The following is a 25,717-nucleotide window of genomic DNA, read 5'->3' as shown; positions in this document are numbered from 1 at the left end:
CCTCCAAAGCTTGACGTTACCCGAAGTAACAGTTACTTCTAGTACTATGAAGTCGGAAGAGAAGCCGGTCAATACCGCACCGCTCGGCACCGACGGCCGCCGCGGACGCTGGGCCGGCCATCGCGAGCAGCGGCGGGCCGAGCTCACCGACGCCGCCATCGACGCCATCCGGCAGCTCGGGCCCGAGGTGGGCATGGACGCGATCGCCGCGCACGCCGGGGTCAGCAAGCCCGTGCTCTACCGCTACTTCGCCGACAAGTCGCAGTTGTGGCTGGCGGTCGGGCAGCGCTCCGGCATCCTGGTGCTCGACGCGATCGTGCCGGCCGTGGCCGCCGTACGGGAGGAGCGGGAAGCCATCCGCGCGGCTGTCGACGCCTATCTCGCGCACATCGCCGCCGACACGAACCTCTACCAGTTCGTCGTCCACCAGCCCGAGATCGCCCGGCACCGCGACGTGGTCGCCGACGTGGTCGACACGGTGGCCAGCGGTCTGGCCCGGATCTTCGGCGATGGGCTGCGGGCCCGCGGGCTCGACTCCGGGGCCGCGCTGCCCTGGGCGTACGGGGTGGTGGGTTATGTCCAGTCGGTCGGTGACTGGTGGCTGCGGCAGCAGCAGCCGATCAGCCGGGAGGCGCTCGCCGACTACCTGACCACGTTTCTGTGGACGGGGGTCGCGGGCATCCGGCACGCGGCCGACGTCCCCGGCGGACTCGCCGCCTACCGGGAGGAGACCAGTGGTGAACGATGACGAATACCGCGGACCGGCGGTGCTGACGTTCGGCCGGGCGCGGCATCCGGTCGAGATCCGGATGTCGGCCCACTTCGAGCCGACCGAGGGCCGCATGCGCTGGGCCGGCCGCACCGCGCCCGACCCGCTGCTGCTGCGTGAGACCACGAGCGGGCTCCGCGAGGCCGAGCTGTCGATCGAGGGGTCACCGCCGGCCGGCGTACGGCTGAGCGAGCCCGACCCCTGGGGCGGGATCCGGCTGACGGGGACGGGCACGCCGCCCTGGTTCCGATGAGCGACCATGTCGACGTCCTCATCATCGGCGCCGGGCTGTCCGGGATCGGCGCGGCCTGGCGGCTGCGGGAGGCGTTTCCCGGCAAGACGTACGCGATCCTGGAGGCCCGGGACGCGATCGGCGGCACCTGGGACCTGTTCCGGTATCCGGGTGTCCGGTCCGACTCCGACATGTTCACGTTGAGCTACCCGTTCCGGCCGTGGACCGACACGCAGTCACTGGCCTCCGGCGACAAGATCCGGGCCTACATCCAGGCGACCGCCGACGAGTCCGGCATCAGCAAGCACATCCGGTTCGGGGCCAAGGCGGTTGCGGCCGACTGGTCGTCGCGGGAGTCGCGCTGGACCGTGCGGCTGGCCGACGGGTCGTCGATGACCTGCGGTTTCCTGTACGCCTGCACGGGCTACTACTCGTACGACGCGGGCTATCAGCCGGACTTCCCGGGCCTCTCCGAGTTCGCGGGCCGGCTCGTCCACCCGCAGTTCTGGCCGGACGACCTGGACTACCGGGGCAAGCGCGTCGTCGTCATCGGCAGCGGCGCGACCGCGGTGACGCTGGTGCCGGCCATGTCGCCGGACGCCGCGCACGTGACCATGCTGCAGCGCTCCCCCTCGTATCTGACCGCCCTGCCCCGCCGCGACGTCGTCGCCGACGCGCTGCGCCGGGTGCTGCCGGCCAGACCGGCCAACGCGCTCGCCCGGGCCAAGAACATCCTGCTCACCCAGGGCTTCTACCAGCTCGCGCGGCGGCGGCCGGAGCGGGTGCGCAAGGTCCTGCGGGGCATGGCGGTGCGGCTGCTGGGCGACGAGGCCTATGTGGACGAGCATTTCCGGCCCCGGTACGACCCGTGGGACCAGCGGCTCTGCGTGATCCCCGGCGGGGACCTGTACGCGGAGATCCGGGCCGGCCGGGCGTCGGTGGTCACCGATCACATCGACACGTTCCTGCCGTCCGGCATCCGGCTGAAGTCGGGCCGGGTGCTGGAGGCCGACGTGGTCGTCTCGGCCACCGGGCTCAAGCTGCTGCCGCTCGGCGGCGTCGACGTGTCGATCGACGGCACTCCGGTCAAGATCGGCGACCGGGCCGCGTACCGGGGTCTGATGCTGAGCGGGGTGCCCAACCTGGCGTACTGCATCGGCTACGTCAACGCCTCGTGGACGTTGCGGGCCGACCTGTCGCACCGCTACGTCGTCCGGCTGCTGCGGCACATGGACCGGCGCGGGCTGGCCGTGGCCACCCCGACGACCCCGTCGGGCACGGGCCGTCCGTTGCTCGATCTCTCCTCGGGGTACGTGCAACGTGCGCTCGAGATCTTCCCGCATCAGGGCGACCGGGCGCCGTGGATCGTGCGGCAGAACTACCTGCGGGACGTGATCACCACGCCGCGGGCCGACGTCACCCGCGACATGACCTTCGAGGAGGTTGCCCCATGACCCCGTACCGGTTCGCTGGGCGCACTGCTGTCCTGACCGGCGCCGCGAGCGGCATCGGCGAACAACTGGCGTACGGTCTCGCGCGCCGCGGCAGTCATCTCGTGCTGGCCGACGTCAACGCGGCCGGGCTGGAGACGGTCGTCGGCCGCATCCGGGCGGCCCACCCCGCGATCGAGGTCACCCCGGTCGTGGCCGATCTCGCCGAGCGGGCCGAGGTCACGGCGCTGGCCGACCGGGTCCGGGCCGACCACCCCGCGCTCGGGCTGCTGATCAACAACGCCGGCATCGCGCTGGGCGGCCGGTTCGACCAGGTCACGGTCGAGGAGTTCGAGACCGTGATGAACATCAACTTCCGCGCCCCCATGCTGCTGACCCACGCGCTGCTGCCCGCGCTGACCGCCGCGCCGGGCAGCCATCTGGTCAACGTGTCCAGCCTGTTCGGGCTGATCGCCCCGTACGGGCAGAGCGCTTACGTGGCCAGCAAGTTCGCGCTGCGCGGGCTGAGCCAAGTGCTGCGGGCCGAACTGGCCGAGAACGGTGTCGGCGTGACGACGGTCCACCCCGGCGGCATCCGCACGGCCATCGCCACCAGCGCCCGCATCGGCAGCAACGTCCCGGCCGGCCAGATCACGCCGCACCTGCGCGCCTTCGACGCCCTGCTGACCTATCCGGCCGAGAAGGCCGCCGCCGAGATCCTCGACGCGGTGGTCCGCCGCCGGGCCCGCCTGCTGATCTCCTCCAGCGCCAAGGTGCCGGACATCCTGGCCCGCCTGGCCCCGGTCGGCCACACCCGGCTCATGGCGCTGCTGACCGCCGCGATCACCGGCCGTTCCCGTACCGCCGCCCCGCGAGCCGCCGCCGCCCCGCGGGCCGCCGGCGCCGCCCAACCGGCCGATGCCGCGTCCGCGTCCGGCTCGCGGGCCGGGGAGGCGTCCGGCTCGCACCCGGGAGCCCCGCGGTGAACTGGGTCGAGGTGCGGGGCAGCCGCATCCGGCACGTGATCAGCGGCCCCGACGACGCCCCGCCGGTCGTCATGCTGCACGGCATCGGGCGCAGCCTCGAGGACTGGGAGCCGCAACGCCCGCTGCTCGACCCCGACCACCGCGTGATCACCCTCGATCTGCCCGGTTTCGGCCTGTCCCAGCGCCTGCCCGCCCCGGTCACGCTGCACTCGCTGGCCGACGGCGTCTGGGCCACGCTGGACGAGCTGGGCGAGACCCGCCCGGTGCACCTGATGGGCAACTCGCTGGGCGGCGCCGTCTCGCTGCGGATGACCGCCGACCGCCCCGATCGCGTCGCCACGCTGACCCTGGCCAACAGCGCCGGTTTCGGCAAGGAGGTGACACTCGCGTTGCGCCTGCTGGCCGTCCCGTTCCTGGGCCGCCCGCTGCTGGCCCGCCTGGACCCCCGGGCGGCGCGCCGGGTCGAACGGTCCCTGTTCTACGACCGCGCCCACGTCACCGAGGAACGCGTCGCCCTGGCCCTGAAGATCGCCCAGCAGCCGGACTTCGCCGCCGTGTACCTGGAGATCGCCCGCGCTTTGGGCAGCTTCCGGGGCATAGCCGCCCGGTGGCGCAGCGAGCTGCTGTCCCAGGTGGCGCAGACCCCGAAACCCACCCTGATCGTCTGGGGCGACCGCGACCTGATCCTGCCGGCCGGCCACCTGACCGCAGCCCGGGCCGCCCTCCCCCACGCCCGTTCCCACCTGTTCCGCGACACCGGCCACATGCCCCAGCTGGAACGCCCCACCGAGTTCGCCACCCTGACCCGCGAGCTGATCGCCACGGCCGGCAGCTGAGCTCAGGCGGCCACCGCTCGGGGTGCGGACTCGTGGAAGAGCATGGTCACGTGGTTGGCCGGGATGCGTTCGGTGGTGAGGCGGGGCACTTGGGCGCGGCCGGCGTCGAGGGCTCGGTCGGTGAGGAACGGGCGTGCGGAGTCGTCGGCGTCGTGTTCGGCCGCGATCACGTGGACGGGGATGTCCCCGGCGGCCAGCAGCGGCAGCGTGGGGTCGCCGGTCAGCGTGTCCACGGCGTCGTCGACGAGACGGGCCTGGTCGACGCGGGGGCGACCCGAACCGGTCAGCAGGTACGAGGCCCACTGGAGCAGGCGGGGGCGCAGGTCGGGGCGGCGGGCGACGGCGCGGCCCTCCACCTGGTCGACGAAGGTCCCGGCGTCGGGGAAGTCGTGGCCGAGCGGGCGCACGATGCGCTTCCACTGCGCCCGCACCACCGGCCGCCGCAGCAGCCACCGCGGCTCGGGTGGCACACCGCCGTCGAGCAGGACCAGTTTCCGTACGCGGTCTCCCAGCCCGGCCGCGACCAGCGGCGCCAGGTAGCCGCCCATCGAGTGGCCGACCAGCACCACGTCGTCGAGGCCGCACGCGTCGGCGACCCGGACGACCTCGGTGGCATGCCCGGCCAGGCCGGGCGCGGCCCCGGTGGTCAGCGAGCCGCCGCGGCCGGGCAGGTCGGGCGCGACGACCCGGGTGCCGGGCAGCGCCTCGGCCAGGGCCCGCCACACCTCGGAGGTGTTGGTCAGCCCGTGCAGGGCGAGCACGGCGGGGCCGCTCGCGCCGGAGTTCCAATCCGCGCAGGCCAGTCCGGCGATGTCGCGGCGTTCAGGCTGGGTCACGCGGCGACCCTACTGCCCGCGGATGCGGCGGAGGTTTCCGGGAGTGGATCGTCCGGATCGGCGCCTACGGTGAGGCGATGACCGACACCGCGTGGGAACCGCCGCTGGCCGGCACCGAGCTCGAGCACCTGCTGGGCGCGCTCGAACGGCTGCGGACGACGTTCCGCTGGAAGGCCGACGACCTGACCGCCGAGGGGCTGAACGCCCGGCTCGGCGCCTCGGCGCTGACCCTCGGGGGCCTGCTCAAACACCTCGCTCTGGTCGAGGACTACAAGATTGCCGGCAAATTCGGCGGAGAACCGCTGACCGGGTGGGACGACCTCGACCCGGACGACGACGACTGGGAGTTCACCTCGGCCGCCGGCGACCGGCCCGAGGACTTGTACGCCCGGTACGACGACGCGGTCGAGCGGTGCCGCGCGCGGCTGACCGCCGACCTGGCCGAGGGCGGGTTCGATCGGCTCGCGGTCGAGGCGCTGCCCGACGGCTCCCGGTTCAGCCTGCGCCGCATCGTCTTCGACCTGGTCGAGGAGTACGGGCGGCACACGGGCCACGCCGACCTGCTGCGCGAGGCGGTCGACGGCCGGACGGGCGAGGACCCGCCGCACGGCTGGCGCCCCGTCTCCGGCCACTTCACCCTGCCCCGCGCCTGAGGACTGCCCTGCGCTTGAGGACTGCCCTGCGCTTGAGGACTGCCCCGCGCCTGAGAACTGCTCGCGCCGGAGAACTGTCCGCGCCTCAGTTCAGGCGCCGATGACCAGGCGCACGGTCACGGTGTCGCCGACGTCGAGGTCCTCGCCGCGGCGGACGGCTGTCTTGATCGGCACGATGTAGCGGCCGTCCTTGGGCCACAGCGAGGTCGTCCAGCTCGTGCCGCCGATGTGCGCGGTCACCGGGATCATCCCCCAGCCATAACTGACCAGTGACGACGCCGACTCCAGGGCGCCGCACTCCTCGTCGGGGACCGTGACGAAGTGCCAGGGCGCCGGGCCCCGCCAGAACCAGATCTCCCCCGAGAACTCCACGTCCATGCGGCACACCCTAACGGCGGGCGCGGGGTCTCTCCCCGCGCCCGCCGGGGCCGGCAAGCGAGCCGGAGCCGTGCCGCCGTACCGGAAAAAGCGAAAAAACGGGTCGTGTAAGGGGACGCGGGACGGGTAAACGGCGCGCGCCGGACGCGGCAGGGGTCCGGTGCGACAAGAGACGAGGAAGCGGTTGCCCAAGATTGTGAACCACGACCAACGGCGCGTGGAGATTGTCGAGGCGTTCCTCGAGGTGGTCGGGCGGGACGGCCCGGCCGCGGCCAGCAGCCGCGCGATAGCGGCCGAGCTCGGAGTGGGGGCGGGCGCCCTCTGGCACTATTTCGACAGCCTCGACGCGGTCGTGGCCGCGGCCTGCCGCCGGGTGCTCGAACGCACCGACGCCCGCATCGCGTCGGTGACCGACGGCCGGCGCGGGCTGGCCGCGGTCGACGCGACGCTGCGGGAGATCCTGCCGCTGGCCAAGCGGACCGTCGACGAGGCCCAGGTGGTCGTCGGCTTCTGGGGGCGGCTGGCGGTCGACCGGCAGTTCGCCGGTGGGCGTTCGGACGCCCTGGACATGTGGGGCGCCCGGATCCAGCGGCACCTCGCCGAGGCGGTCGACGACGGCGAACTGGTGCCCGACGTACCGGCCGACTGCCTGGCCGAGGTGCTCCTCTCGATCGCCGTCGGCCAGCAGGTGCACGCCGTGCTCGACGCCGAGCGCGCCGACCCGCAGCGGCAGCTCGCCCTCGTCCACCACTGCCTGATGCCGTGGCGGCCTCAGGCGACGAAGATGCAGAACGGATGCCCGGCCGGGTCGGCGTAGACCCGTAGCGGCTCGTCCGGGTCGTCGCTGCGGTCGTGCAGCAGCTGGGCGCCGAGCGCGAGGGCCCGCTCGTGCTGGGCGTCGAGCTCGGCCACGGACGGCACGACCGTGTCGAGGTGCATCTGCTGCGGGACGGGCCCGTCGGGCCACGTCGCCGCGGGCAGCGAGCCGACCCGCTGGAACGCGAGGGCCCGGCTGCCGTCCGGCCGCAGCAGCACGAGCCATCGCCGGTCGTCCCCGACGTCGTCGCCCGGCCGGTAGTGCAGGCCGAAGAGGCGGCGGTAGAACTCGGCCAGGCCGCGTACGTCCTCGGTGTCCAGCACCGGCTGGAGGATCGTGGGATATCCGCTCATGGCGGTCAGCCAACCACAGACGCCCCGGGCCCCGAAGGACCAATACCTATTAAGCAAATAGGAATGCTATGCTTCCGCGGTTCCCGCCGGACTGCGACCTGAGCGAGGCGCCGCGTGACCACCCTGACCGAGCAGGCCGCCGCCCTGCTCCTGGCCGAGCACGCCTTCGCGCCGGCCACCCCCGGCTTCGTCGGCGCCGAGGTCGACCTGCCGCTGGACGCCCCCGGACTGCCGGCCGCGCTGCTCACCGCGCTGACCTTCCGCCCGGTGCTGCGCCACGGCTTCCTCACCGCTCGTTCGCCGCGCCTGGCGGTCGTCAGCGGACCACCCTCCCCCGGCCTCGAGGCGTGCCTGGCCCGCATGGCCGACGACCTGGCCGACCCGCTGCCGGCGATCGGCGCGGCCATCGCCTCCGGGGACAGCGGCGCGGGCGGCGTACGGGTCGCGCTCGAGGCCGGGCTCGACGGCGGCGGCCCGCTCGGCCTGACCCGTCGGTGGGCGCTGGCCAACACCCTCGCCCCCGTGCTGGCCGCCGCCTTCGCCAACTCGCCGCTGCGCGACGGGAAGCCGACGGGCTGGCGCAGCAGCCGCCAGTCCCGCCACCGGGACCACCCCGTCCTGCGGCCGGTCGCCGACCCGCGGGCCGCCTGGGCCGATTACGTCCTGGCCACCGACGGCCCGTTCCGCGAGACCGGCCGGCCGAGGCTCGCCGATCTCGTACGGCACGTCGACGCGCTGCGCCCGCCGGTGGCCGCCCGCGGGCACCTCGAGTTCGACGTGGCCGACCGGCAGCCCGGCGACGGCTGGCGGATCGTGGTGGCGGTGACCGCCGCGCTGCTCGACGACCCGCGGGCGGCCGGGGCGGCCGAGCAGATCACGGCGCCGCTCGCCGCCGAGCCCCGGCTGTGGGAGCGGGCGGCGCGCGACGCCCTCACCGATCCGGTGCTGGCGGCGGCCGCTCGGGGGTGCTTCGTCGAGGCGTACGGGACGCTGGCCCGGCACGGCGCGGGCCGCGACCTGCGGGACGCGGTCGCCGACTTCACCGAGCGCTACGTGATGCGCGGCCGGTGCCCCGCCGACGATCTGCTCGACCGGTGCGCCGCCGTCAGGCCCGCTCCCCGGTGATGTACTCCTCCAGCGTGCTGCGCTCGTGCACAAGCTCGTCGATGCGGAACTTCACCACGTCGCCGATGCTGACCACGCCGCGCAGCGAGCCGTTCTCGATCACCGGCACGTGACGGAACCGCCGCTCGGTCATCAGCCGCTCGACCTCGTCGACCGCCGCCTCGCGGTCCACCGAGCGCACCTCGGTGGTCTGGATGGCGGCGACCGGCTCGCTCAGCACGGCCGCCCCGCGCTCGGCCAGAGCCCGTACGATGTCGCGTTCACTGACGATGCCCTCGACCCGCGAGCCGTCCCGCGAGACGATCACCGCGCCGATCCCGTGCTCGGCGAGGACGGAGAGCAACTCCGTCACGTCCGCCTCGGGTGACACCGTCACCACTCGTTCGCCCTTGACCCGGAGGATGTCGCTGATCCGCATCGATGCTCTCCCGTCCCGCGATCCGGCCTGGTGTGACCCGCGGCGGGGGTAGCGACGCACAGCCTCGCAACGCCGCGGGGCCTACGACTAGATGCCGTCATCGCGGGCGCGAAGTCAAGGGTGACCGCTCTATTCGGCGACAGTCCTATTCGGCGACGGTCACGAACAGCCGCGCCGAGGCGTACTCCCACTCGGCCACCAGATCGACCGACTCGGGATAGCGCAGCCACTGCAGCTGCAGGCCGTCCATCAGGGCGACGATCTGGCGGGCCAGCGTGAGGGCGTCGCCGGTCTCGTCCGTGGCCAGCTCGCTGAGCATCTCGACCGTCTTGCGCTGGCGGGCGTCGAAGTAGTCGTGTGCCGGGTGGTCGGGCGTCAGCGACTCGGCCTCGAGCACGGCGAACAGGCGGACGATCTCGGGCTGGGCCGCGTTGCGGCGCACCAGCGCGGCGCACGTCTCGCGCAGCGTGCCCGGCGCCTGCTCGCCGACCGACCGCATGTCCTCGCGGTCGCGGTGGTCGAGCACGGCGAGCAGCAGGCCGTCCTTCGACCCGACGTGGTGCAGCAGACCGGGCACGGTGAGCCCGCAGCCGTCGGCCACGTCCTGCATGGACAGGCCCCAGAAGCCGCGCTCGGCGATCAGGCGGGTGGTCACCTCGACGATCTGGCGGCGGCGTTCGGCGGCCGGCAGCCGGGGGCGTTCCCGCCGGTACGGAAGTGCCATCTCAGCTCCTCACGGCTCCGGTCCCTTGCCCGGGTCGTCGCCTTCAGGCTATGTTACGTCCTGGTTATTACCTAGTAGGTACTCAGTAGTAGTAGGTATTCAGTAGTAGGTACTCAGTAGCGCCGCTCCACCGGGTTGACTTTCGCCCGAGCCGCTGTGCCTGCCGCCAATCCGAGCCCCGCCTGCCCCCCCGCTGGAGGATCCGTGGAACTGACCGACCAGGCCGCTCTGACCAGTGGCAGCGGCTTCTGGACGACGACGGCCGCCGGTGACGTCCCCGCTGTCACGCTCACCGACGGCCCGCACGGCGTCCGGCTGCAGAGCCACGCGAGCGACTTCCTGGCCGGGCGTCCCGCCACCTGCTTCCCGCCCGCGGTCGCCTCCGGCTCGACCTGGGATCCCGCACTGCTGCGCCGGATGGGCGAGGCGCTCGGCGACGAGTGCCGCGCGCTGGACGTGCAGGTGCTGCTCGGCCCGGGCATCAACCTCAAGCGCACCCCGCTCGGCGGCCGCAACTTCGAATACTTCAGCGAGGACCCGATTCTGTCCGGCGTGCTCGCCACCGAATGGGTCCGCGGCCTGCAGAGCAAGGGCGTCGGCGCGTCGCTCAAGCACTTCGCGGTCAACAACCAGGAGACCGACCGCATGACGGTCAGCGCCGACCTCGACGAGCGCACGCTGCGCGAGGTCTATCTGCGGGCCTTCCAGCGGGTCGTGACCGAGGCCCAGCCGTGGACCGTCATGTCCGCCTACAACAAGATCAACGGCGTCTACGCCTCGCAGAACCACTGGCTGCTCACCGAGGTGCTGCGCGACGAGTGGGGCTTCGAGGGCCTGGTCGTCAGCGACTGGGGCGCGGTGGTCGACCGGGTGGCGGCGCTCGCCGCGGGTCTCGACCTGACCATGCCCGGGCCCGACGACACCGGGGACGCCGCCGTGGCGGCCGCCGTGGCCCAGGGTGAGCTGCCGGCCGAGGTGCTCGACGCCGCCGTGGCGCGGATCCGGGCACTGGTCGAGCGGTCGCGACGGGCCACCCGGACGGACGGGTACGACGCCGAGGCGCACCACGCTCTCGCCCGCGACATCGCCGCCCGGGGCATCGTGCTGCTCAAGAACGACGGCGGCGTGCTGCCGCTGCGCGCCGAGGGTCAGTCGATCGCGGTGCTCGGCGAGTTCGCGCGCACCCCGCGCTACCAGGGCGGCGGCAGCTCCCAGATCACCCCGACGCGGCTCGACGACCCGCTCACCGAGATCACCGCGACCACGACGGCGCCCGTGCGGTTCGCGCCCGGCTACCGCCCCGCCGACGACGCCGCCGACGAGACCCTGATCGCCGAGGCCACCGCGCTGGCCGCGGGCAGCGACGTGGCGGTGGTCTTCGTGGGCACCACCCGCGAGACCGAGGGCGCCGACCGGGCCGATCTCGACCTGCCCGAGGCGCACCTGGCGCTCATCGAGCGGGTCGTGGCGGCCAACCCTCGCACCGTGGTGGTCCTGTCCAACGGCGCCGTCCTGCGCACCTCACCGTGGGACGCGGCCGTGCCGGGTCTCGTCGAGGCGTGGCTGCTGGGCCAGGCCGGTGGCAGCGCGATCGCCGACGTGCTGTTCGGCCGGGTCGACCCGTCGGGCCGGCTGGCCGAGACGATCCCGCTCAAGCTGTCCGACCACCCGTCCTACCTGGACTTCCCCGGCGAGAACGGGCACGTCCGCCATGGCGAGGGCCTGCACGTGGGCTACCGCGGGTTCGACGCGCGCGAGCAGCCGGTGGCCTACCCGTTCGGCTTCGGCCTCTCCTACACGACGTTCTCGTACGGCGAGGCCACCGCGGTCGCCCACGCCGACAGCGTCGAGATCACCGTCGCGGTGACCAACACCGGCGGGCGCGACGGCCGCGAGGTCGTCCAGGTCTACGCCGCCAAGCCCGGCTCCCGGGTGCGGCGGGCCCCCCGCGAGCTGAAGGGCTTCGCGAGCATCCCCATCGCGGCCGGCGCGACCGAGACCGTGACGGTGCGGATCCCGCGCGACGACCTGGCCTACTGGGACACCCGGCTCGGCCGCTGGGTCGTCGAGGACGGCGACTACACGTTCGCCGTCGGCGCGTCGTCGCGCGATCTGCGCACCACGGTGACGCTGACGGTGGCCGGCTCCCCCGACAGCCGCTGGCCGCTGACCGCCGCTTCGACCGTCGCCGAGTGGATGGCCGACCCGCGCGGCGCCGTGCTGCTGCGCGACGCCTTCGCGGCCGGCGGCGACAGCCCGCTGATGGTCCCGGAGGCCGGCGACGAGGGCCCGTTCGAGCTGCTGGGCGGCATGCCCCTCGACCGGCTGGCCCTGTTCCCGGGCAGCCCGTTCACGATCGAGACGGTCACCGACCTGGTCAAGCGGGCCAACGCCTGAGGCCGAGGCGGCGAGTCAAGGCCGGCCCAGGCGCAGGCGGTCGGGTCGGCGGCTGGGGTCAGCGGCTGCGGTCAGCGGGCTCGGGCGCGGTGGCGGCGGACGGCTGAGCGGTTGGCGCAGGCCGGCGAGCAGTAGGTCTGCGTTCCGGTGCGGCTGAAGTCGGCGTAGGGGCGGTCGCAGTCGTCGGCGGCGCAGCGGCCCAGACGGTGCATGCCCCGGCCGGCCAGGTGCAGGGCGGTGCCGACGCTGATCAGGGTGCGCAGCACCGAGGCCAGCGGCTGGTCGGGATCGCGGTAGTGGATGTGCCACCCGTCGCCGGCGTGGTCGGTCAGCCGGGGGTAGGCCGACGCGAAACGCAGCAGGTCGTTGAGGCGCCGGGCTCGCTCGGCCGGCTGAGTGGCGTCGATCACGCTGAGCCATTCGGCCAGGAACTCGTCGGTCGCCTGCCGGTCCCAGGCGGTCACCGGCAGCTCGATGACCAGGTCATATGCGCGACAGCGGTCGGCCAGAGCGGCGTCGGTCGACGGCGGGTCGGTCACCAGGGAGAGCGCGAGCCGCACCGCATCCTCGCCGTAAGGGTTGAGATGCACCAAGCCATTACAGCAGGATGGGCTGCGATCTTGAAGGGGACACAGCCGTGGAATGGCAAAGCATCATCCTGCTCCTGGCCGTGGCGGCCGCAGCCGGCTGGGTCGACGCGGTGGTCGGCGGCGGCGGGCTCGTGCTCGTGCCGGCGCTCATGCTCAGCCTGCCCGGGCTGCCGCCGGTGACCGCGCTCGGCACCAACAAGGTGGCCAGCATCTGCGGGACCACCTCGGCCGCCATCACGTACGCCCGCCGCACGAAGATCGACTGGCGGATAGCCGGACCGGCCGCGGGCCTGGCCGTCGCATGCTCGGCGGTGGGCGCGCTGACCGCCTCGTACATCCCGGCCGAGTACTTCCGCCCGGCCGTGATGGTGCTGCTGCTTCTGGTGCTGGCCTTCGTCGTCGCGCGCCCGTCGTTCGGCGTCGTGGTCAGCGAGCCGCGGCACACCTGGCGCCGCCGCCTCGCCGCGGTGCTGCTGGCGGGCACGGTGATCGCCTTCTACGACGGCGTCTTCGGCCCCGGCACCGGCACCTTCCTGATCATCGCGTTCACCGCGCTGCTCAACCTCGACTTCGTCGCCAGCTCGGCCACCGCCAAGATCCTCAACGTCGGCACCAACTTGGGCGCGCTGCTGGTCTTCGCCGCCGGCGGCCACGTGCTCTGGACGCTCGGCCTCGCCATGGCCGCGTTCAACATCCTGGGCGCCCGCTTCGGCGCCCGCACCGCCCTCAAACGCGGCGCCGGCTTCGTCCGCGTCGTGCTGGTCGTCGTCGTCCTCGGCATGGTCGCCCGCCTCGCGTCCCTGTACCTCTGAGGGGGCGTCCCGGCACCGCCGCCCGATGCCTCGGCCGTCCTCGAGGTCTGTTTCGTAGCTGGGGTGGGAGCGAGGCGCGGTCCGGATTTCGTCTGGTGGTGGCTGGTGGAAGCCCGGCTCCCGGTGTTGGAACCGGGTTCTCGCGGGACGCCGCCAGGCGGGATCTGGACCTCGCCGCAGCCCCGCCCCAGCTACGAAACAGACCCTACGGCTGGCCGAGGCGCTGGGCGAGCCGGGCGCGGCACTCCGGCCACTCGGCGGCGACTATCGAGAACACCGCGGCATCGCGCAGGCGGCCCTCCTCGCCCGGCGCCCACGACGGCGACCAACTGCGGAGCACGCCCTCGAATCGGGCGCCGACGCTTTCGATGGCCGCCCGGGACCGCGCGTTGCGGGCGTCGGTCTTGAGATCCACGCGCGCCACCCGCCACTGTTCGAAGGCGTGGCCGAACAGCAGGAACTTCGCCTCCCGATTGATCCCGGTGCCCTGGGCCGACGCGGCCAGCCAGGTGAAGCCCACCCCCACCGCGAACAGCACGTCCCACCCACGGGTCCCAATAGGACGTGACGCCGACGGCCCGGTCGGTCCGCCGGTCGATCTGCGCGTACGGCAGCAGGGCGCCGGCCGCCGCCTTGGCCCGTTGCGTCTCGATGTAACCGTCCACCTCGTCCGCCGAGGGCACCCAGGTGAAGCCGTAGCTGCCGCGATCCTCCCCGACCGCCGCGGCCAGGTCGGGCCCGTGCCGGTGGTCGAGCGGTTCCAGGCGTACGCGGGCGCCTTCGAGGGCAGGAACAGTGAGGGGCGGGAAACGCACGACGATCTCCGTTCGCGGCTCGCCCGGCGACCACCGCCGGGCTCGGTCACCACCCTGAGCTCGGTCACCACCCCGGGCCCGGTCACCACCCCGGACTCGGTCACCACCCCAGGCTCGGTCACCCACCCCGGGGGCCACAGCCGGCCGAGGAGCGGGGCCCTGACCGCGCCATCGATGCTATTCGTTCGTTCGACGGGAGCAGCAACCGATGCCCGACCCCACCGCCGAGGCCGTCACGTTCGCCAGTGAGCTCATCGCCATCGACACCACCAACCGCGGCGACCCGGACCGGCCCGGCACCGAGCGGCCGGCCGCCGAGTACGTCGCGGAGAAGCTCACCGAGGTGGGCTACGACATCACGTACGTCGAGACGGGTCCCCGCCGGGGCAATGTGATCGCCCGGCTCGACGGGCTGAGCCGGCGGGCGCTGCTGGTGCACGGCCACCTCGACGTCGTCCCGGCCGACGCCGCCGAGTGGTCGGTGCACCCGTTCTCGGGCGAGGTGCGCGACGGGTACGTGTGGGGCCGCGGCGCCGTCGACATGAAAGGCATGGTCGCGATGACCCTGGCCGTCGCCCGCCGCTTGAAGCGTGACGGCGTCGTCCCGCCCCGCGACCTGATCTTCACGTTCCTCTCCGACGAGGAGGCCGGTGGCCATGTGGGCGCCCGCCGGCTCGTCGGCGAGCACCGCGAGCTGTTCGACGGCGCGACCGAGGCGATCAGCGAGGTCGGCGGCTTCTCGGTGCCGCTGGGTGGCGAGCGCGCCTACCTCGTCCAGGTCGCCGAGAAGTCGTCGGTCCTGCTCCGGTTGACCGCGCGCGGGACCGCCGGCCACGGCGCGATGCTGCACCAGGACAACCCGATCGCCCGCCTGGCGGCGGCGGTCGACCGGCTCGACCGGCACCGTTTCCCCCTGACGCTGACCGATCCGGTACGCCGGTTCCTGGCCGGCGCGGCCGCGGCGCTGGCCGACGACGGCGACGACCCGGACGCGCTCGTCGCCCGGCTCGGCCCGCTGTCCCGGCTGATCGGCGCCTCGTTGCGCGACACCGCCAACGTCACCGGCTTCGAGGCCGGCTACCGGTCGAACGTGGTCCCGTCGGTGGCCACCGCGACCGTCGACTGCCGCGTGCTGCCCGGCCGGGAGGAGGCGTTCCGGCGGGAGGCCGAGGCCGTGCTGGGACGCGGGATCGAGGCCGAGTGGCACAGTCTGGCCGGGGTGAGCACCAGCTTCGACGGTGATCTGACCGCGGCCATGGCGGCGGCGATCGCGGCCGAGGACCCCGGCGCCCGGCTGCTTCCCTACCTGCTGCCGGCCGGCACCGACGCCAAGACGTTCGCCGGGCTGGGGATCCGCAACTTCGGGTTCGCGCCTCTGCGGCTGCCCGAGGATCTCGACTTCACCTCCCTGTTCCACGGTGTGGACGAGAGGGTGCCGGTCGCCGCTCTCGAGTTCGGCACCAGGGTGCTCGACCGGTTGCTGACGAACGCTCCAGGCTCCTGAGCCCCGTCCGTCGCAGCAGTCCCGCATTCGAGGCCGACATTCCTGATACGTACCGCTTTGCCGAGAACGATTCGCAATAGTGGGGAGGAAGTTTCCAACCGGTACGACACCCCACGGAGTGCGACATGAGCGCGCTAGCCCTGACCGAGCCGATGTCCGCGACGCGCGCCGGCCGGCGTTCCTTCGACGACCTCGGCGTCAGCGTCAAGGTGCTCGCCGCGGTCAGCGCGGCCGCCCTCGTGGCGCTCGTGGTGGGCATCATGGGCCTGGTCGCGCTGGGCAATGCCAGCGACTCGGCTCAGGTGATCTACACCAGCAATGTCTCGGGCGTCAAAGCCGTCGGTCAGATCCGCTCGGAGGTCAGCGAGACCCGCCTGGACACCGCGTTCCACGCGATCTCGAGGACTGACGCGCAGATGCAGAAGTACGCCGCGCAGTTCAACGACGACGCGGACGCCTTCGCAGCGGCCATGACCGCCTATCGCAACAGCAACCCGGCCGGCGAGAAGGCCGTCATCGACCAACTGCAGGATGACTGGAACACCTACCTGCAGCTCGCGCGCACCCGGTTGTTGCCGATCGGTGAAAGCAACAACCTGGTGGAATGGGATCGGGTCCGGCTGGAGGAGGTCGTTCCCGTCCTGACCAGGGTCAGCGCCTCGGTGGCCGCCCTCGAGGAGGACGAGACCCAGGACGCAGCCCGGAACGCCGCCGCCGCTCGCGACGGCTACACCAGCAACCGCACCAGGGCGATCATCATGCTGGTGGTCGGTCTGGGGCTGGCCCTGGGGCTCGGCCTCTGGGTGGCCCGCCGGATCGTGGGCTCCCTGACCAAGGTCACCGTCGTCTGTGACGGCCTGGCCGACGGCGACCTGACCCGGACGACCGGGCTGACCACCGCCGACGAGCCGGGCCGCATGGGCCGTTCGCTCGACGCCGCGATGACCCGGCTGCGCGCGACGGTGGCCACGATCGAGGCGTCGGCCGTGTCACTGGCCGGCGCGTCCGACCGGATGACCGACACCGCCACCCACATCGCGTCGTCCGCCGAGGAGACGTCGGTGCAGGCGCAGGCCGTGTCGGCAGCGGCCGAGCAGGTGTCGCGCAGCGTCGACAGCGTCTCGGCCGGCGGTGAGCAGATGGGCGCGTCGATCCGGGAGATCTCCCAGAACGCCGCCGAGGCCGCCCGGGTGGCCGCCGAGGCGGTCAACGTCACCGCCACCACCTCGGCCACGATGGGCAAGCTGGGCGAGTCGTCGGCCGAGATCGGCAACGTCATCAAGACGATCACCTCGATCGCCGAGCAGACCAACCTGCTCGCGCTCAACGCCACCATCGAGGCGGCCCGGGCCGGGGACGCCGGCAAGGGCTTCGCGGTCGTCGCCAGCGAGGTCAAGGACCTGGCTCAGGAAACGGCCCGCGCCACCGAGGACATCTCCAAGCGGGTCGAGGCCATCCAGGCCGACACCAGCGGGGCGGTCGCCGCGATCGAGGAGATCTCGGTGGTCATCGAGCGGATCAGCGACTTCCAGACGACGATCGCCTCGGCGGTCGAGGAGCAGACGGCCACCACCGCCGAGATGAACCGCAGCGTCACCGAGGCGGCCGGCGGGGCCGGCGAGATCGCCCAGAACATCACCGGGGTCGCCGAGGCCGCCCGGCTCACGAGCCAGAGCGTCGTCGAGACCCAGGAGGCGACCGCCGATCTGGCTCGGATGTCGTCCGAGCTGCGCAGCGTGGTCTCCGCATTCCGTGTCTGACTTGCGAACCGGGAAATGCGCGCGGAATACTAGCAAGCAGATGCCAGAAAGCATCGGCAAGCAATAAAGGCGACAGTTTTAGCCAGCATCTCCACGGCATTTCGTCCATGCAATTTTACGAGTTCGGACGCGTCATTTCTCCTCCGGCCGGAGCCCCTCCGGCTGGGAAGGTTCTCCGGTACCCGTTCCAGGGTGCGAGACCTTCCAGGGGGGAAGTCGTAATGAATGCAATCGAGACCACGGCCGGACGGCGCCGGATGTTCCGGATCGCCGTCCTGGCCGTAGCCGGCGCCGCTCCCGCGTTCGTCCTGTCCGCTCCGGCCCACGCCGTCACCGGGGTGTTCAAGGCCGGCAACGCGATCGTGGTGAACGCCTCGAACAACCGGGCCAACACCATCACGATCAACCGGGCCGGAAACAATTTCTTCGTCCGCGACTCGGGAGACAGTCTGGTGCCCGGCGCCGGTTGTGTCCTGGCCGCCGCGGGCGTGATCCGCTGTTCGGCCAACGGCGTGGCCCGGATCGTCGTCAATGCCGGCAATCGCAACGACCGGGTGGTCAACAACACCGGTACGCGGTCGACGATCAACGGCGGCGCCGGCAACGACAACCTGACCGGCGGCTCGGCCGGCGACGTCGTGAACGGCGGCGCGGGCAACGACACGCAGGCCGGCCGCGGGGGCAACGACACGCTGACCGGCGGCGACGGGGGCGACAACCAGAACGGCGGCGCGGGCAACGACACGCTCAACGGCGGCAACGGCAACGACCTCCAGCGCGGCGGCGCCGGCAACGACCGGCTCAACGGGCAGGCCGGCAACGACACCCAGTTCGGCGACGCCGGCAACGACGTTCTCAACGGTGGCTCCGGGAACGACCGGCAGTTCGGTGGGCTCGGCAACGACATCACCGGCGGCGGGACCGGCAACGACACCCAGTCCGGAGCGGCGGGCAACGACCGGCTGAGCGGCGACGCCGGAAATGACACCCAGACCGGCGACGCCGGCAACGACACTCAAACCGGCGACGCCGGCAACGACACGCAGAACGGCGGGGCCGGCAACGACAAGCAGAACGGCGGAGCCGGCAACGACACCCAGCGCGGCGACGCGGGCAACGACGTCTCGCGCGGCGGGCCCGGCAACGACAACGTCACCGGCGGGGCGGGCAACGACCTGCTCTTCGGCGACCCCGGCAACGACCGGCTCACCAGCCGCGACGGGGTGAACGCCAACGACCGCAACTTCGGCGGCGCGGGCACCGACCGGTGCCTGTCCAACGTGGGCGACCTGCGCAACAGCTGCGAACTGTCCTGATCTCCAGCCCGGCGATCCGGGCACAGCGGGGTGCGGCGCCGTCGGCGTCGCACCTCGCTGCGCGTCTATCTCGCCCGGTCGCGCAGCCGGTCGAGGTCGATCACCGACACCGACCGGCGGCCGGTCTCGATGATGCCCTGACGGCGCAGCGTCCGCAGGGCCTTGGTGACCGACTCGCGCGACGAGCCGGTCCACGCGGCCAGCTCGTCCTGGGTGAACGGCAGGGTGATCCGCACGCCGCGCTCGGCGTCGGCCCCGAAGCGCTCCGCCATCTCGGCCAGGCGCAGCGCGACCCGCCCCAGTGCGTCGTAGGTGCCGAACTCGACCCGCTTGCGATCGGCGTCCCGCAACCGCGACACGATCATCCGGACGATCCGCACGGCCGCGTCCGGGTGCGTCCGCAGGAAGTCGAGGAAGGCGGTCACCCCGACGACGTACGCCTCGAGGGGTTCCAGGGCGGCGACGGACGCCGAGCGCGGGGCGCCGTCCAAGGCCGACATCTCGCCCACCAGGGCGCCCGGCCCCCGGATCGCCAGCAGCACCTCACCGCCCTGCGCGGTCAGCGAGAACACCTTGGCCCGGCCGCTGATCACGAGCACCACGGTGGTCGACCGGTCGCCCTCGCTGAACAGCGTCGCCCCGGCCGGCCAGCGCCGCCGCCGGCCGATGTGGAACAGGTCGTCGCGATCCTGGGCGGACAGCACCGTGACGAACTCGCCGGGGTCGGTGCGGCTCAGGAGACCAGGCTCAGGTGCCACGGGCTCTCCCCTCGCAGGCCGTGCAGCACGAAGGCGGGCACCGGCTGGAGCCGGCCCTTGACCATCAGGTCGCCCAGCGGGGTGACGAGCGCGCGGTCGCCGATCCGGTCCCTGGTGGCCGCGCCGATCACGACCTGGCCCGGCGCGGCCTGCGTCTCGAGGCGGGCGGCCACGTTGACCGCGTCACCCATCGCGTTGAAGTTGCGCAGCGCCTCGCCGCCGATGTTGCCGACCAGCGCCTCGCCGGTGTTGACGCCGACCCGGAAGCGTGGCCAGTCCGGGCGGGCGGCGGCTATCCGGTCGACCTCGTGCTGGAGGGTGAGCGCCGCCCGGGCCGCGCGCAGGGCATGGTCGGGTTGCCGGGCGGGCGCGTTGAACAGGGCCATGAGCGCGTCACCGACGAACTGCACGACCGTGCCGTTCTCACCGAGCACCGCCCGGGTGGCCACGTCGAAATAACAGTTGAGCATGTCGACGATCTGGCCGGGCGACGAGCGCTCCGAGAAGGTGGTGAAGCCCCGCAGGTCGGCGAAGAGCGAGGTCACCTCGATCACGGCGCCGCCCAGGGCGGCCTGGCTGGGGTCGGCGACCAGCGCGGTCACGACGTCCGGCGACATGTACTGCCGGAACAGCACGTCGAGCTGCCGGTAGAGCCGGGCGTTCTCGAGCGAGATCGCGATCTGGGCGGCCAGCGAGGTCAGCAGGGCGGCGTCGCGCTCGGCGATCGGGCCACCGCGCGCGGCGATCAGCACGCCGGCCGGGTGCCCCTTGACCAGGAACGGCAGGTACAGCACGCCGTCGCGCTGCTCCGGCCGGGCCCGCGCGAGGGCGGCCTGCGCTATCCGTACGGTGTGGACCTCGACCGGCGCGGCGCCGGCGCCGGCGGCGAGCACGGGCGGGAACACCAGCCGCTCCTGCTCGACGAGACCGACCCGTACGGTGAAACCGCCGAAGGCCGACGCCACCCGGTGCACAGCCCCGCGCAGCAACTCGAAGTCGGCGACCATCACGCGCGCGTCCTGGCCGATCGCGACCAGGGCGTCCAGCTTGCGGATCTGATCACGCTCGGCGGCCAGGGCGCCGGCGGCCCGGCCGAGCACGGCCGCCTGCCCGTCGGTGAGCTCGAAGCGCCGGGCCACCCGTTCGGTGGTGGCCGCGAGCCGGCCCTCGGTCAGCGCGCCCTGCTCCCCGCTGCGCAGGGCGTCGACCAGGCCCTCCAGCGCCGCGCCGTAGTCGGCCCGCAGCCGCCGCACGGTCTCGTCCCGGCCGACCGCCGCGAACAGGCCCGCCGCCGCGCCCTCGTTGCGATATTGCACCCAGGCGCTGTACGCGACATAGCCGAACCCGGCGGCCATCAGCGCGTGCCACAGCCACCACGAGGCGTGCCAGCTCGTGCCGGCGGCCATCGCGACGGCGGCCTCGGCCAGGAGCACGTACGCGGTCACGACCGACAGCAACATGACCGCGCGCCGCCGCCGGTGCAGCAGGTAGTAGCGCACCGCCGCGTACCCGAAGAGGATCACCCCGACGGCCGCCAGCAGGATCGCCGGCGTGCTCTCGCCGGCGCCGGGCACCCGGTCGAGCGGCGGCAGCCCGGTCAGCGACACCACGGCCCAGGCCGCGGCGAGGGTCAGCACGGCCGCGCGCAGCCGGCCCGACCAGCGCAGCAGCCACCGCTCGGCGGCGGCCGGAAGATCGAGAGCACTGGCCGCGGCGAACACGGCGGCCAGGGTCAGGCCGACCGGTGAGGCGTAGACGAACCCGGTGTTGCGGGCGTCGAGAACCACCTGCGGGGTGGCCACCGCGTGGAGCCCCAGGAAGGCCGCCGCGACCAGGAAGGACAGTGCCACCAGCAGCAGCCGGGTGTCCGACCGGCGCCGCGCGGCCTGGTTGACGACGATCGCGAGGGCCAGGCTGACCAGGGCCACGAGCAGCACCAGCCAGAAGTGGGCGGGCTCGTGCTGCCAATGGCCGTCCAGGCCGGGCCGGGCGACCAGCAGCCAGAGTCCAGCCATCGGGGCACTCAGGTGGGCGACCCAGACCGCCACCCGCGCCGCCCCGCCGCGGCCAGCCACCGGGTCCATCGGCACGAGCTCACCCTAGTCGCGCGCGAAGGCGCCGGGCTGTCGGAAAAGAGCAGCCCCGGCGCCTGAGCAGCCCGGCGCCTGAAGTACCGACGGCACGACCTCTGATGGACGCCGTCAAGGCCGACGTAGCGAATGCTTTCGATGCGAAAGGCGTCCCCGCCATGCCTTGTGATACGAACCACTCGCCACTATGGTCTGTCCAGCGGTACATCGAAACCACCAGGCGGACCTTGAGTCAGCCTGACGCGACGAGGCCGTCACCACCTGTATCGATCGAGGTGCGGCATCGATGAGGGGACGAGATCGCATGCAACTGGAATCCACCTCCAGACGGGAACTTCCAGCGTGAACAACAATTGGCTCAAGACGGTGGTGCCCCTCGTGGCGCTCGCGATCCTCGCGCCCGCCTCGGCTCTCGCGATCACGGGATCGACGAAAGGGCATCAGGGAAGGCCGGACCGCATCGACCCGGTGTACGGCGTGTGCCGTGGAGTGGACCCGGACTGCTACAGCGACTGGGGTGCCGAGCGCGACAACAAGGTGCTGGTGTACTCCCGTACGGCGGGACCGCGGCACGCGAACCTCGGCCGGGTCCTGGATCCCGACAACGCGAGCGTCCAAGGCGTGACACTCCCCCGCCCGTACGTGATCACGCGCGACCACAGCAACCCGGCGGCCTGGCCCCGCCCCCTGGACAGCTCCAACGTGGCGCAGGCCGGGCTGGTCAGAATGCTCGAGGCCGACGGCATCGAGGTGCACGTCACCGAGGACGTCCAGGCGATGGAGCGGCTGAACTCCAGCTACAAGGCCGTCATCTTCATGAGCCCCACCCGGGACACCCTGTGGAACCACGCCCGCGGCGCGACCGGCGGCACCCGCCTCGACTGGGCCCGGGAGTCACTGCGCAAGTACATCCAGGGCGGTGGCGGCTTCGTCGGCGTCCACAACGCCTTCGGCACGGAGTACGGCTGGCACTGGTACGAAGGCCTGCTCGGCAACGCCAACTACTACAACCACGGACGCAGCCAGCCGGGTGACGTCGTGGTCGTCAACGACCGGGACGTCTCAACCAAGGGTCTTCCGCGGCGCTGGAGATTCTCCGACGAGTGGTACAACCTCGTCCCGTTCCCGACCGATGTGAACTTCCTCGCCACCGTCGACGAGCGAACCCTGGCCGACGGCGCCGGCGGAGAGGGCTCGCACCCCGGACACGGTGACTTCCATCCGGTCACCTGGTGCCAGTACTACGACGGCGGCCGGTCCTGGGTCACCACCCTCGGGCACGAGGGGGCGGCCTTCCAGGAGAACTCCACCTTCCCCGGCGCAGCGCAGTTCCAGGCGCACCTCGAGCACGGCATCAAGTCCGCCATGGGCCTCGAACCGTTCTGCACCCCGGCCAAGCGCAAGTAGCACCAGGGAAGGCACATCGATGAAACCCCGCATACTCGCACCGATCCTGTTCGCCGTCGCTGTCGCCATCGGGCCGTCGGCCGCCGTCGCGCAGGGCCCCGGAGAAGGCGTCGAGCGACTGGGACTGCCAGGCCTGGAGCCGACCGGCGCCGACATGCCGACCGTCGGCGGCAACCTCGCGAACCAGCACTACTCGGGGCTGAAGCAGATCTCGCAGCGCAACCTCGACAAGCTCGGCCCGGTCTGGCGCACACACCTCTCGGCGGTCGCGCCGGCCAGCGACGACGTCGGCCAGCAGACGACGCCCATCGTCGCCGACGGCGTCATCTACCTCGACACCCCCGGCGGCGAAGTGATCGCCGTCGACGGCAAGACCGGTGCGCCCAAGTGGAAGTGGGCGCCGGAGGGCTTCGCGACGGCGGATACCCGACGCGGTGTCTCCATCGGCGATGGCAAGGTCTACACCCTCGCCGACGGTGACCGCATCGTCGCCCTCGACCAGGAGACCGGCGAGCAGGCCTGGGTCGTGCAACCGGCGGTCCAGGCCGGCGTCGACCTGGGCAACCTCGACCGGGTCGCGACCGTTTACCACGACGGCGTGGTCTACGCCCACGCCGCCAACGGCAACCGCGCCGCGGTCGTCGCGGTCCGCGCCGGCGACGGCGGCTACCTGTGGCACGTCTTCGGCGGACCGGAACGTGGAACCGTCTACACCGACGTCAACGGCAACTCCGTCGACGCCGGCGCCACCTGGGGAGCCGTGCTGCCCGACGGCACCGAATGCAACCTCGAGGGCGGCGCGACACCGTGGATGCACGGCTCGGTCGACCCCGACCTCGGCTATTACTACATGACCTTCGGCAACCCGCGCAGCTGCCGCAGTTCGCAGGACGGCTCCCTGCGCCCGGGCGACAACCTGTTCTCCACCACCATGGTCGCGGTCGACATGAAGACCGGCGCCTACAAGTGGCACTACCAGTCGATCCGGCACGACGTGTGGGACATGGACAACGTCCACCCGCCGACCCTGGCCGACATCAGGATCCAGGGCCAGAAGCGCAAGGTGGTGTTCTACGGCAGCAAGTCGGGGCACCAGTTCGTACTCGACCGGACCAACGGCAAGCCCGTGCTCCCGGTCGTCGACAAACCGATGATCGTGGACTCACGGCAGCACAACGCCGAGACCCAGCCCTTCCCGACAGAACGCCTGCTGCCCGAATGCGTCGTCTGGCAGAAGCTGGACCCGCGCAACGTCCCGGGTGACCCGTGGCGCGCCGTGCCGAACTACAACGGCTACCAACCGGACGCGCGCGGCAACCTGGTCTTCAATCCGGACAGCTACGTCAAGGCGGACCAGCCGTTCCTGACGTACCCGCGAGCACCCTCGGACCACCGGCGCGGCTGCATGTACGACCCGCAGTGGGACCTGCCGATCCTGTCGACCACCAGCCAGAACGGCGGTGGTGACTGGTCGAACAACTCCTACAGCCACAGCACGAACCTGGTTTACTACCCCTACGGCGCCAACCCGGTGGCGCACTGGAACGGCGCCGCGGCCAACGGCCAGCGGGCGATCGGTCAGTACCAGACCGGCGGCATCCTGGCCTACGACGCCTCGACCGGCAAGGTGCGGTGGCGCAACCACCTCGGCACGGACATGTCGCACGGCCAGGGTCCGCTGACGACCGCGACCGACCTGCTGTTCGCCGGGCAGATCGACGGCCGGCTGCTCGCGATGGACGCCCGCGACGGCGACGTCCTGTGGCAGTTCCAGACCGGGTCGGGCATCGCCGGCGCCCCGATCACCTACACGGTCGACGGCGAGCAGTACGTCGCCATCCTCGCCGCGGGGTCCACGAACCCGTACGGCGGGTCGGTCACGCAGGGCGACTCGCTGTGGGCGTTCAAGCTCGGCGGCACCTACACCACCGAATCGGGCAGCCAGGAGGGCCCGGACACCGCTCCGCTGACGATCCGCCGGCCCGTCCAAGGCGGCCCGGTCGAGGGAGCGACGGTGAACAACACCGTCTACCTGGGCCGCCAGGACCGCACGACGGACACCGCCGCGGCACGCGACAGCACCTCGCAGGCCGGCATGAACCCGACTCACCTGCGGGTGCCGGTCGGGGCCACCGTGACCTTCCTCAACCCCGGAGCGGAGACCTTCCCGAACTTCCCGAACCAGCGGCCGCACTGCGCGACCCAGTTCTTCGAGGGACTCTTCAATCCCCGGCTGAGCCCCGGGGAGCGCTCCGAGTTCACGTTCGACAGGGCCGGTGAGTACTACTTCAACGACTGCACCGACCCGCGGCCGACCGGCAAGATCGAGGTGTACGCGGTACCGCAGGATCTGCCGGGTGCGTTGCGGTTCGTGCCCTCGACCATCGACCTCGGCTCCGGGACCGGAACCTTCACCACGGTCCGCGGCGTGGTGACGGCAGCGCTGCGCCTCCCGGCCGGCTACCGGCTCGACGGCGACGTCCAGCTGCGGACGCCGCTGTCGCAGTCACCCGTCAAGGCCAGGCACGCGACGGCGATCGGCCGCACCTTGATCGTGACGTTCGACAAGTCCGACCTCGACAACAACGTGCCAGAAGGTGACGCGGTGCCGCTGACGCTGGTGGCGAACTTCTTGTCCGAGGGGGACCAGAAGCAGCTCACGTCGACGGCGACAGTGCGGGTCCGCAAGTAGGACCCGGCATCCGGGGCCG

24 protein-coding genes are annotated in these 25,717 nt (G+C 72.2%); 15 read left to right on the top strand and 9 right to left on the bottom strand.

Annotation, left to right across the window (positions count from 1 at the left end; genetic code table 11):
* The first annotated feature begins 46 nt into the window (after window positions 1–46).
* Genes HJC40_RS39100 through HJC40_RS39080 form a run of 5 tightly spaced genes read left to right on the top strand, consistent with a single transcriptional unit; the run spans window position 47 to window position 4,253 of the window.
* Window positions 47–748, top strand: coding sequence for a TetR/AcrR family transcriptional regulator (locus HJC40_RS39100; protein WP_250008639.1), 702 nt, complete (start codon window positions 47–49; stop codon window positions 746–748).
* Entirely contained in the window at window positions 738–1,022 is a 285-nt protein-coding gene (locus HJC40_RS39095; RefSeq protein WP_250008638.1) for a DUF4873 domain-containing protein, read from the top strand. The genes HJC40_RS39100 and HJC40_RS39095 overlap by 11 nt, the downstream gene beginning before the upstream one ends.
* Window positions 1,019–2,455 carry an NAD(P)/FAD-dependent oxidoreductase gene (locus HJC40_RS39090; protein ID WP_250008636.1) on the top strand — a complete coding sequence of 479 codons (1,437 nt, stop codon included), beginning with the start codon at window positions 1,019–1,021 and terminating at the stop codon, window positions 2,453–2,455. Before HJC40_RS39095 ends, HJC40_RS39090 begins: the two co-directional genes overlap by 4 nt.
* Window positions 2,452–3,417 (top strand): SDR family oxidoreductase, encoded by a 966-nt coding sequence (locus HJC40_RS39085; RefSeq protein ID WP_250008635.1) that lies wholly within the window; start codon window positions 2,452–2,454, stop codon window positions 3,415–3,417. The genes HJC40_RS39090 and HJC40_RS39085 overlap by 4 nt, the downstream gene beginning before the upstream one ends.
* On the top strand, window positions 3,414–4,253 hold the full coding sequence (locus HJC40_RS39080; protein WP_250008634.1) for an alpha/beta fold hydrolase: 840 nt from the start codon (window positions 3,414–3,416) through the stop codon (window positions 4,251–4,253). The genes HJC40_RS39085 and HJC40_RS39080 overlap by 4 nt, the downstream gene beginning before the upstream one ends.
* A gap of 2 nt (window positions 4,254–4,255) precedes the next feature.
* On the opposite strand, the gene HJC40_RS39075 is transcribed toward HJC40_RS39080, so the two are convergent.
* Window positions 4,256–5,089 (bottom strand): alpha/beta fold hydrolase, encoded by an 834-nt coding sequence (locus HJC40_RS39075; protein ID WP_250008633.1) that lies wholly within the window; start codon window positions 5,087–5,089, stop codon window positions 4,256–4,258.
* A 77-nt stretch (window positions 5,090–5,166) separates the two neighbouring features.
* Between HJC40_RS39075 and HJC40_RS39070 the strand changes: the two genes are divergently transcribed.
* Window positions 5,167–5,742, top strand: a complete 576-nt coding sequence (locus HJC40_RS39070) for a DUF664 domain-containing protein (protein WP_250008632.1) — start codon at window positions 5,167–5,169, stop codon at window positions 5,740–5,742.
* 90 nt (window positions 5,743–5,832) lie between these two features.
* Here HJC40_RS39070 and HJC40_RS39065 read toward each other — a convergent pair whose 3' ends face one another.
* On the bottom strand, window positions 5,833–6,120 hold the full coding sequence (locus HJC40_RS39065; protein WP_250008630.1) for a DUF1905 domain-containing protein: 288 nt from the start codon (window positions 6,118–6,120) through the stop codon (window positions 5,833–5,835).
* 217 nt (window positions 6,121–6,337) lie between these two features.
* On the opposite strand from HJC40_RS39065, the gene HJC40_RS39060 reads away from it, so the two are divergent.
* Complete coding sequence (locus HJC40_RS39060) at window positions 6,338–6,937, top strand: TetR/AcrR family transcriptional regulator (RefSeq protein ID WP_250008629.1); 600 nt, start codon at window positions 6,338–6,340, stop codon at window positions 6,935–6,937.
* Here the strand turns inward: HJC40_RS39060 and HJC40_RS39055 are convergent.
* A complete protein-coding gene (locus HJC40_RS39055) occupies window positions 6,892–7,290 on the bottom strand; it encodes a VOC family protein (RefSeq protein ID WP_250008627.1) in 399 nt (132 codons plus the stop codon). The two genes, HJC40_RS39060 and HJC40_RS39055, sit on opposite strands and share 46 nt — an antisense overlap.
* Before the next feature lie 114 nt (window positions 7,291–7,404).
* Between HJC40_RS39055 and HJC40_RS39050 the strand changes: the two genes are divergently transcribed.
* Entirely contained in the window at window positions 7,405–8,415 is a 1,011-nt protein-coding gene (locus HJC40_RS39050) for a glutamate-cysteine ligase family protein (protein WP_250008626.1), read from the top strand.
* On the opposite strand, the gene HJC40_RS39045 is transcribed toward HJC40_RS39050, so the two are convergent.
* On the bottom strand, window positions 8,396–8,833 hold the full coding sequence (locus HJC40_RS39045; protein WP_250008625.1) for a CBS domain-containing protein: 438 nt from the start codon (window positions 8,831–8,833) through the stop codon (window positions 8,396–8,398). The two genes, HJC40_RS39050 and HJC40_RS39045, sit on opposite strands and share 20 nt — an antisense overlap.
* 145 nt (window positions 8,834–8,978) lie before the next feature.
* Complete coding sequence (locus HJC40_RS39040) at window positions 8,979–9,557, bottom strand: TetR/AcrR family transcriptional regulator (RefSeq protein ID WP_250008624.1); 579 nt, start codon at window positions 9,555–9,557, stop codon at window positions 8,979–8,981.
* 204 nt (window positions 9,558–9,761) lie between these two features.
* Between HJC40_RS39040 and HJC40_RS39035 the strand changes: the two genes are divergently transcribed.
* Entirely contained in the window at window positions 9,762–11,954 is a 2,193-nt protein-coding gene (locus HJC40_RS39035) for a glycoside hydrolase family 3 C-terminal domain-containing protein (RefSeq protein WP_250008623.1), read from the top strand.
* Window positions 11,955–12,025: 71 nt separating this feature from the next.
* Here HJC40_RS39035 and HJC40_RS39030 read toward each other — a convergent pair whose 3' ends face one another.
* Window positions 12,026–12,544, bottom strand: a complete 519-nt coding sequence (locus tag HJC40_RS39030) for a CGNR zinc finger domain-containing protein (protein WP_250008622.1) — start codon at window positions 12,542–12,544, stop codon at window positions 12,026–12,028.
* A gap of 47 nt (window positions 12,545–12,591) precedes the next feature.
* Between HJC40_RS39030 and HJC40_RS39025 the strand changes: the two genes are divergently transcribed.
* Window positions 12,592–13,356 (top strand): TSUP family transporter, encoded by a 765-nt coding sequence (locus tag HJC40_RS39025; protein ID WP_250008621.1) that lies wholly within the window; start codon window positions 12,592–12,594, stop codon window positions 13,354–13,356.
* A 205-nt stretch (window positions 13,357–13,561) separates the two neighbouring features.
* On the opposite strand, the gene HJC40_RS39020 is transcribed toward HJC40_RS39025, so the two are convergent.
* Window positions 13,562–13,894: a GNAT family N-acetyltransferase gene (locus HJC40_RS39020; RefSeq protein WP_250008619.1), complete on the bottom strand. Its 333-nt coding sequence runs from the start codon at window positions 13,892–13,894 to the stop codon at window positions 13,562–13,564.
* Window positions 13,895–14,379: 485 nt separating this feature from the next.
* Between HJC40_RS39020 and HJC40_RS39015 the strand changes: the two genes are divergently transcribed.
* The 3 genes from HJC40_RS39015 to HJC40_RS39005 all read left to right on the top strand — a co-directional run bounded on the left by HJC40_RS39015 (window position 14,380) and on the right by HJC40_RS39005 (window position 18,751).
* Window positions 14,380–15,675, top strand: coding sequence for a M20/M25/M40 family metallo-hydrolase (locus tag HJC40_RS39015; RefSeq protein WP_250008618.1), 1,296 nt, complete (start codon window positions 14,380–14,382; stop codon window positions 15,673–15,675).
* Between the two features lie 125 nt (window positions 15,676–15,800).
* Window positions 15,801–17,435, top strand: coding sequence for a methyl-accepting chemotaxis protein (locus HJC40_RS39010; RefSeq protein WP_250008617.1), 1,635 nt, complete (start codon window positions 15,801–15,803; stop codon window positions 17,433–17,435).
* A gap of 221 nt (window positions 17,436–17,656) precedes the next feature.
* The gene (locus HJC40_RS39005) at window positions 17,657–18,751 is read left to right on the top strand and encodes a calcium-binding protein (RefSeq protein ID WP_250008616.1); all 1,095 of its coding nucleotides are present in this window, start codon (window positions 17,657–17,659) and stop codon (window positions 18,749–18,751) included.
* A gap of 65 nt (window positions 18,752–18,816) precedes the next feature.
* On the opposite strand, the gene HJC40_RS39000 is transcribed toward HJC40_RS39005, so the two are convergent.
* Together HJC40_RS39000 and HJC40_RS38995 are read right to left on the bottom strand one after the other, a co-directional pair.
* Window positions 18,817–19,509: a Crp/Fnr family transcriptional regulator gene (locus HJC40_RS39000; RefSeq protein WP_250008615.1), complete on the bottom strand. Its 693-nt coding sequence runs from the start codon at window positions 19,507–19,509 to the stop codon at window positions 18,817–18,819.
* Window positions 19,485–21,593 carry an adenylate/guanylate cyclase domain-containing protein gene (locus HJC40_RS38995; protein WP_250008614.1) on the bottom strand — a complete coding sequence of 703 codons (2,109 nt, stop codon included), beginning with the start codon at window positions 21,591–21,593 and terminating at the stop codon, window positions 19,485–19,487. Before HJC40_RS38995 ends, HJC40_RS39000 begins: the two co-directional genes overlap by 25 nt.
* Window positions 21,594–21,941: 348 nt before the next feature.
* Here HJC40_RS38995 and HJC40_RS38990 point away from each other — a divergent pair, with 348 nt between their 5' ends.
* Window positions 21,942–23,006, top strand: coding sequence for a ThuA domain-containing protein (locus HJC40_RS38990; RefSeq protein ID WP_250008612.1), 1,065 nt, complete (start codon window positions 21,942–21,944; stop codon window positions 23,004–23,006).
* Between the two features lie 19 nt (window positions 23,007–23,025).
* Entirely contained in the window at window positions 23,026–25,698 is a 2,673-nt protein-coding gene (locus HJC40_RS38985; RefSeq protein WP_250008611.1) for a PQQ-binding-like beta-propeller repeat protein, read from the top strand.
* Window positions 25,699–25,717: the final 19 nt, after the last annotated feature.

It is taken from the genome of Actinoplanes sp. M2I2, from assembly GCF_023544445.1.
Taxonomy (GTDB): domain Bacteria; phylum Actinomycetota; class Actinomycetes; order Mycobacteriales; family Micromonosporaceae; genus Actinoplanes.
Note: the sequence above shows the minus strand (reverse complement) of the source record. Positions and strands in the feature narration are given on the sequence as shown.

Excerpts from the sequence above, each read along its gene's own strand:
- HJC40_RS39100 (WP_250008639.1), top strand. The coding sequence starts at position 47 with ATGAAGTCGGAAGAGAAGCCGGTCAATACCGCACCGCTCGGCACCGAC.
- HJC40_RS39085 (WP_250008635.1), top strand. The coding sequence starts at position 2,452 with ATGACCCCGTACCGGTTCGCTGGGCGCACTGCTGTCCTGACCGGCGCC.
- HJC40_RS39005 (WP_250008616.1), top strand. The coding sequence starts at position 17,657 with ATGAATGCAATCGAGACCACGGCCGGACGGCGCCGGATGTTCCGGATC.
- HJC40_RS39070 (WP_250008632.1), top strand. The coding sequence starts at position 5,167 with ATGACCGACACCGCGTGGGAACCGCCGCTGGCCGGCACCGAGCTCGAG.
- HJC40_RS39015 (WP_250008618.1), top strand. The coding sequence starts at position 14,380 with ATGCCCGACCCCACCGCCGAGGCCGTCACGTTCGCCAGTGAGCTCATC.
- HJC40_RS39040 (WP_250008624.1), bottom strand. The coding sequence starts at position 9,557 with ATGGCACTTCCGTACCGGCGGGAACGCCCCCGGCTGCCGGCCGCCGAA.
- HJC40_RS38985 (WP_250008611.1), top strand. The coding sequence starts at position 23,026 with ATGAAACCCCGCATACTCGCACCGATCCTGTTCGCCGTCGCTGTCGCC.
- HJC40_RS39045 (WP_250008625.1), bottom strand. The coding sequence starts at position 8,833 with ATGCGGATCAGCGACATCCTCCGGGTCAAGGGCGAACGAGTGGTGACG.
- HJC40_RS39065 (WP_250008630.1), bottom strand. The coding sequence starts at position 6,120 with ATGGACGTGGAGTTCTCGGGGGAGATCTGGTTCTGGCGGGGCCCGGCG.
- HJC40_RS38995 (WP_250008614.1), bottom strand. The coding sequence starts at position 21,593 with ATGGACCCGGTGGCTGGCCGCGGCGGGGCGGCGCGGGTGGCGGTCTGG.
- HJC40_RS39055 (WP_250008627.1), bottom strand. The coding sequence starts at position 7,290 with ATGAGCGGATATCCCACGATCCTCCAGCCGGTGCTGGACACCGAGGAC.
- HJC40_RS39090 (WP_250008636.1), top strand. The coding sequence starts at position 1,019 with ATGAGCGACCATGTCGACGTCCTCATCATCGGCGCCGGGCTGTCCGGG.
- HJC40_RS39010 (WP_250008617.1), top strand. The coding sequence starts at position 15,801 with ATGAGCGCGCTAGCCCTGACCGAGCCGATGTCCGCGACGCGCGCCGGC.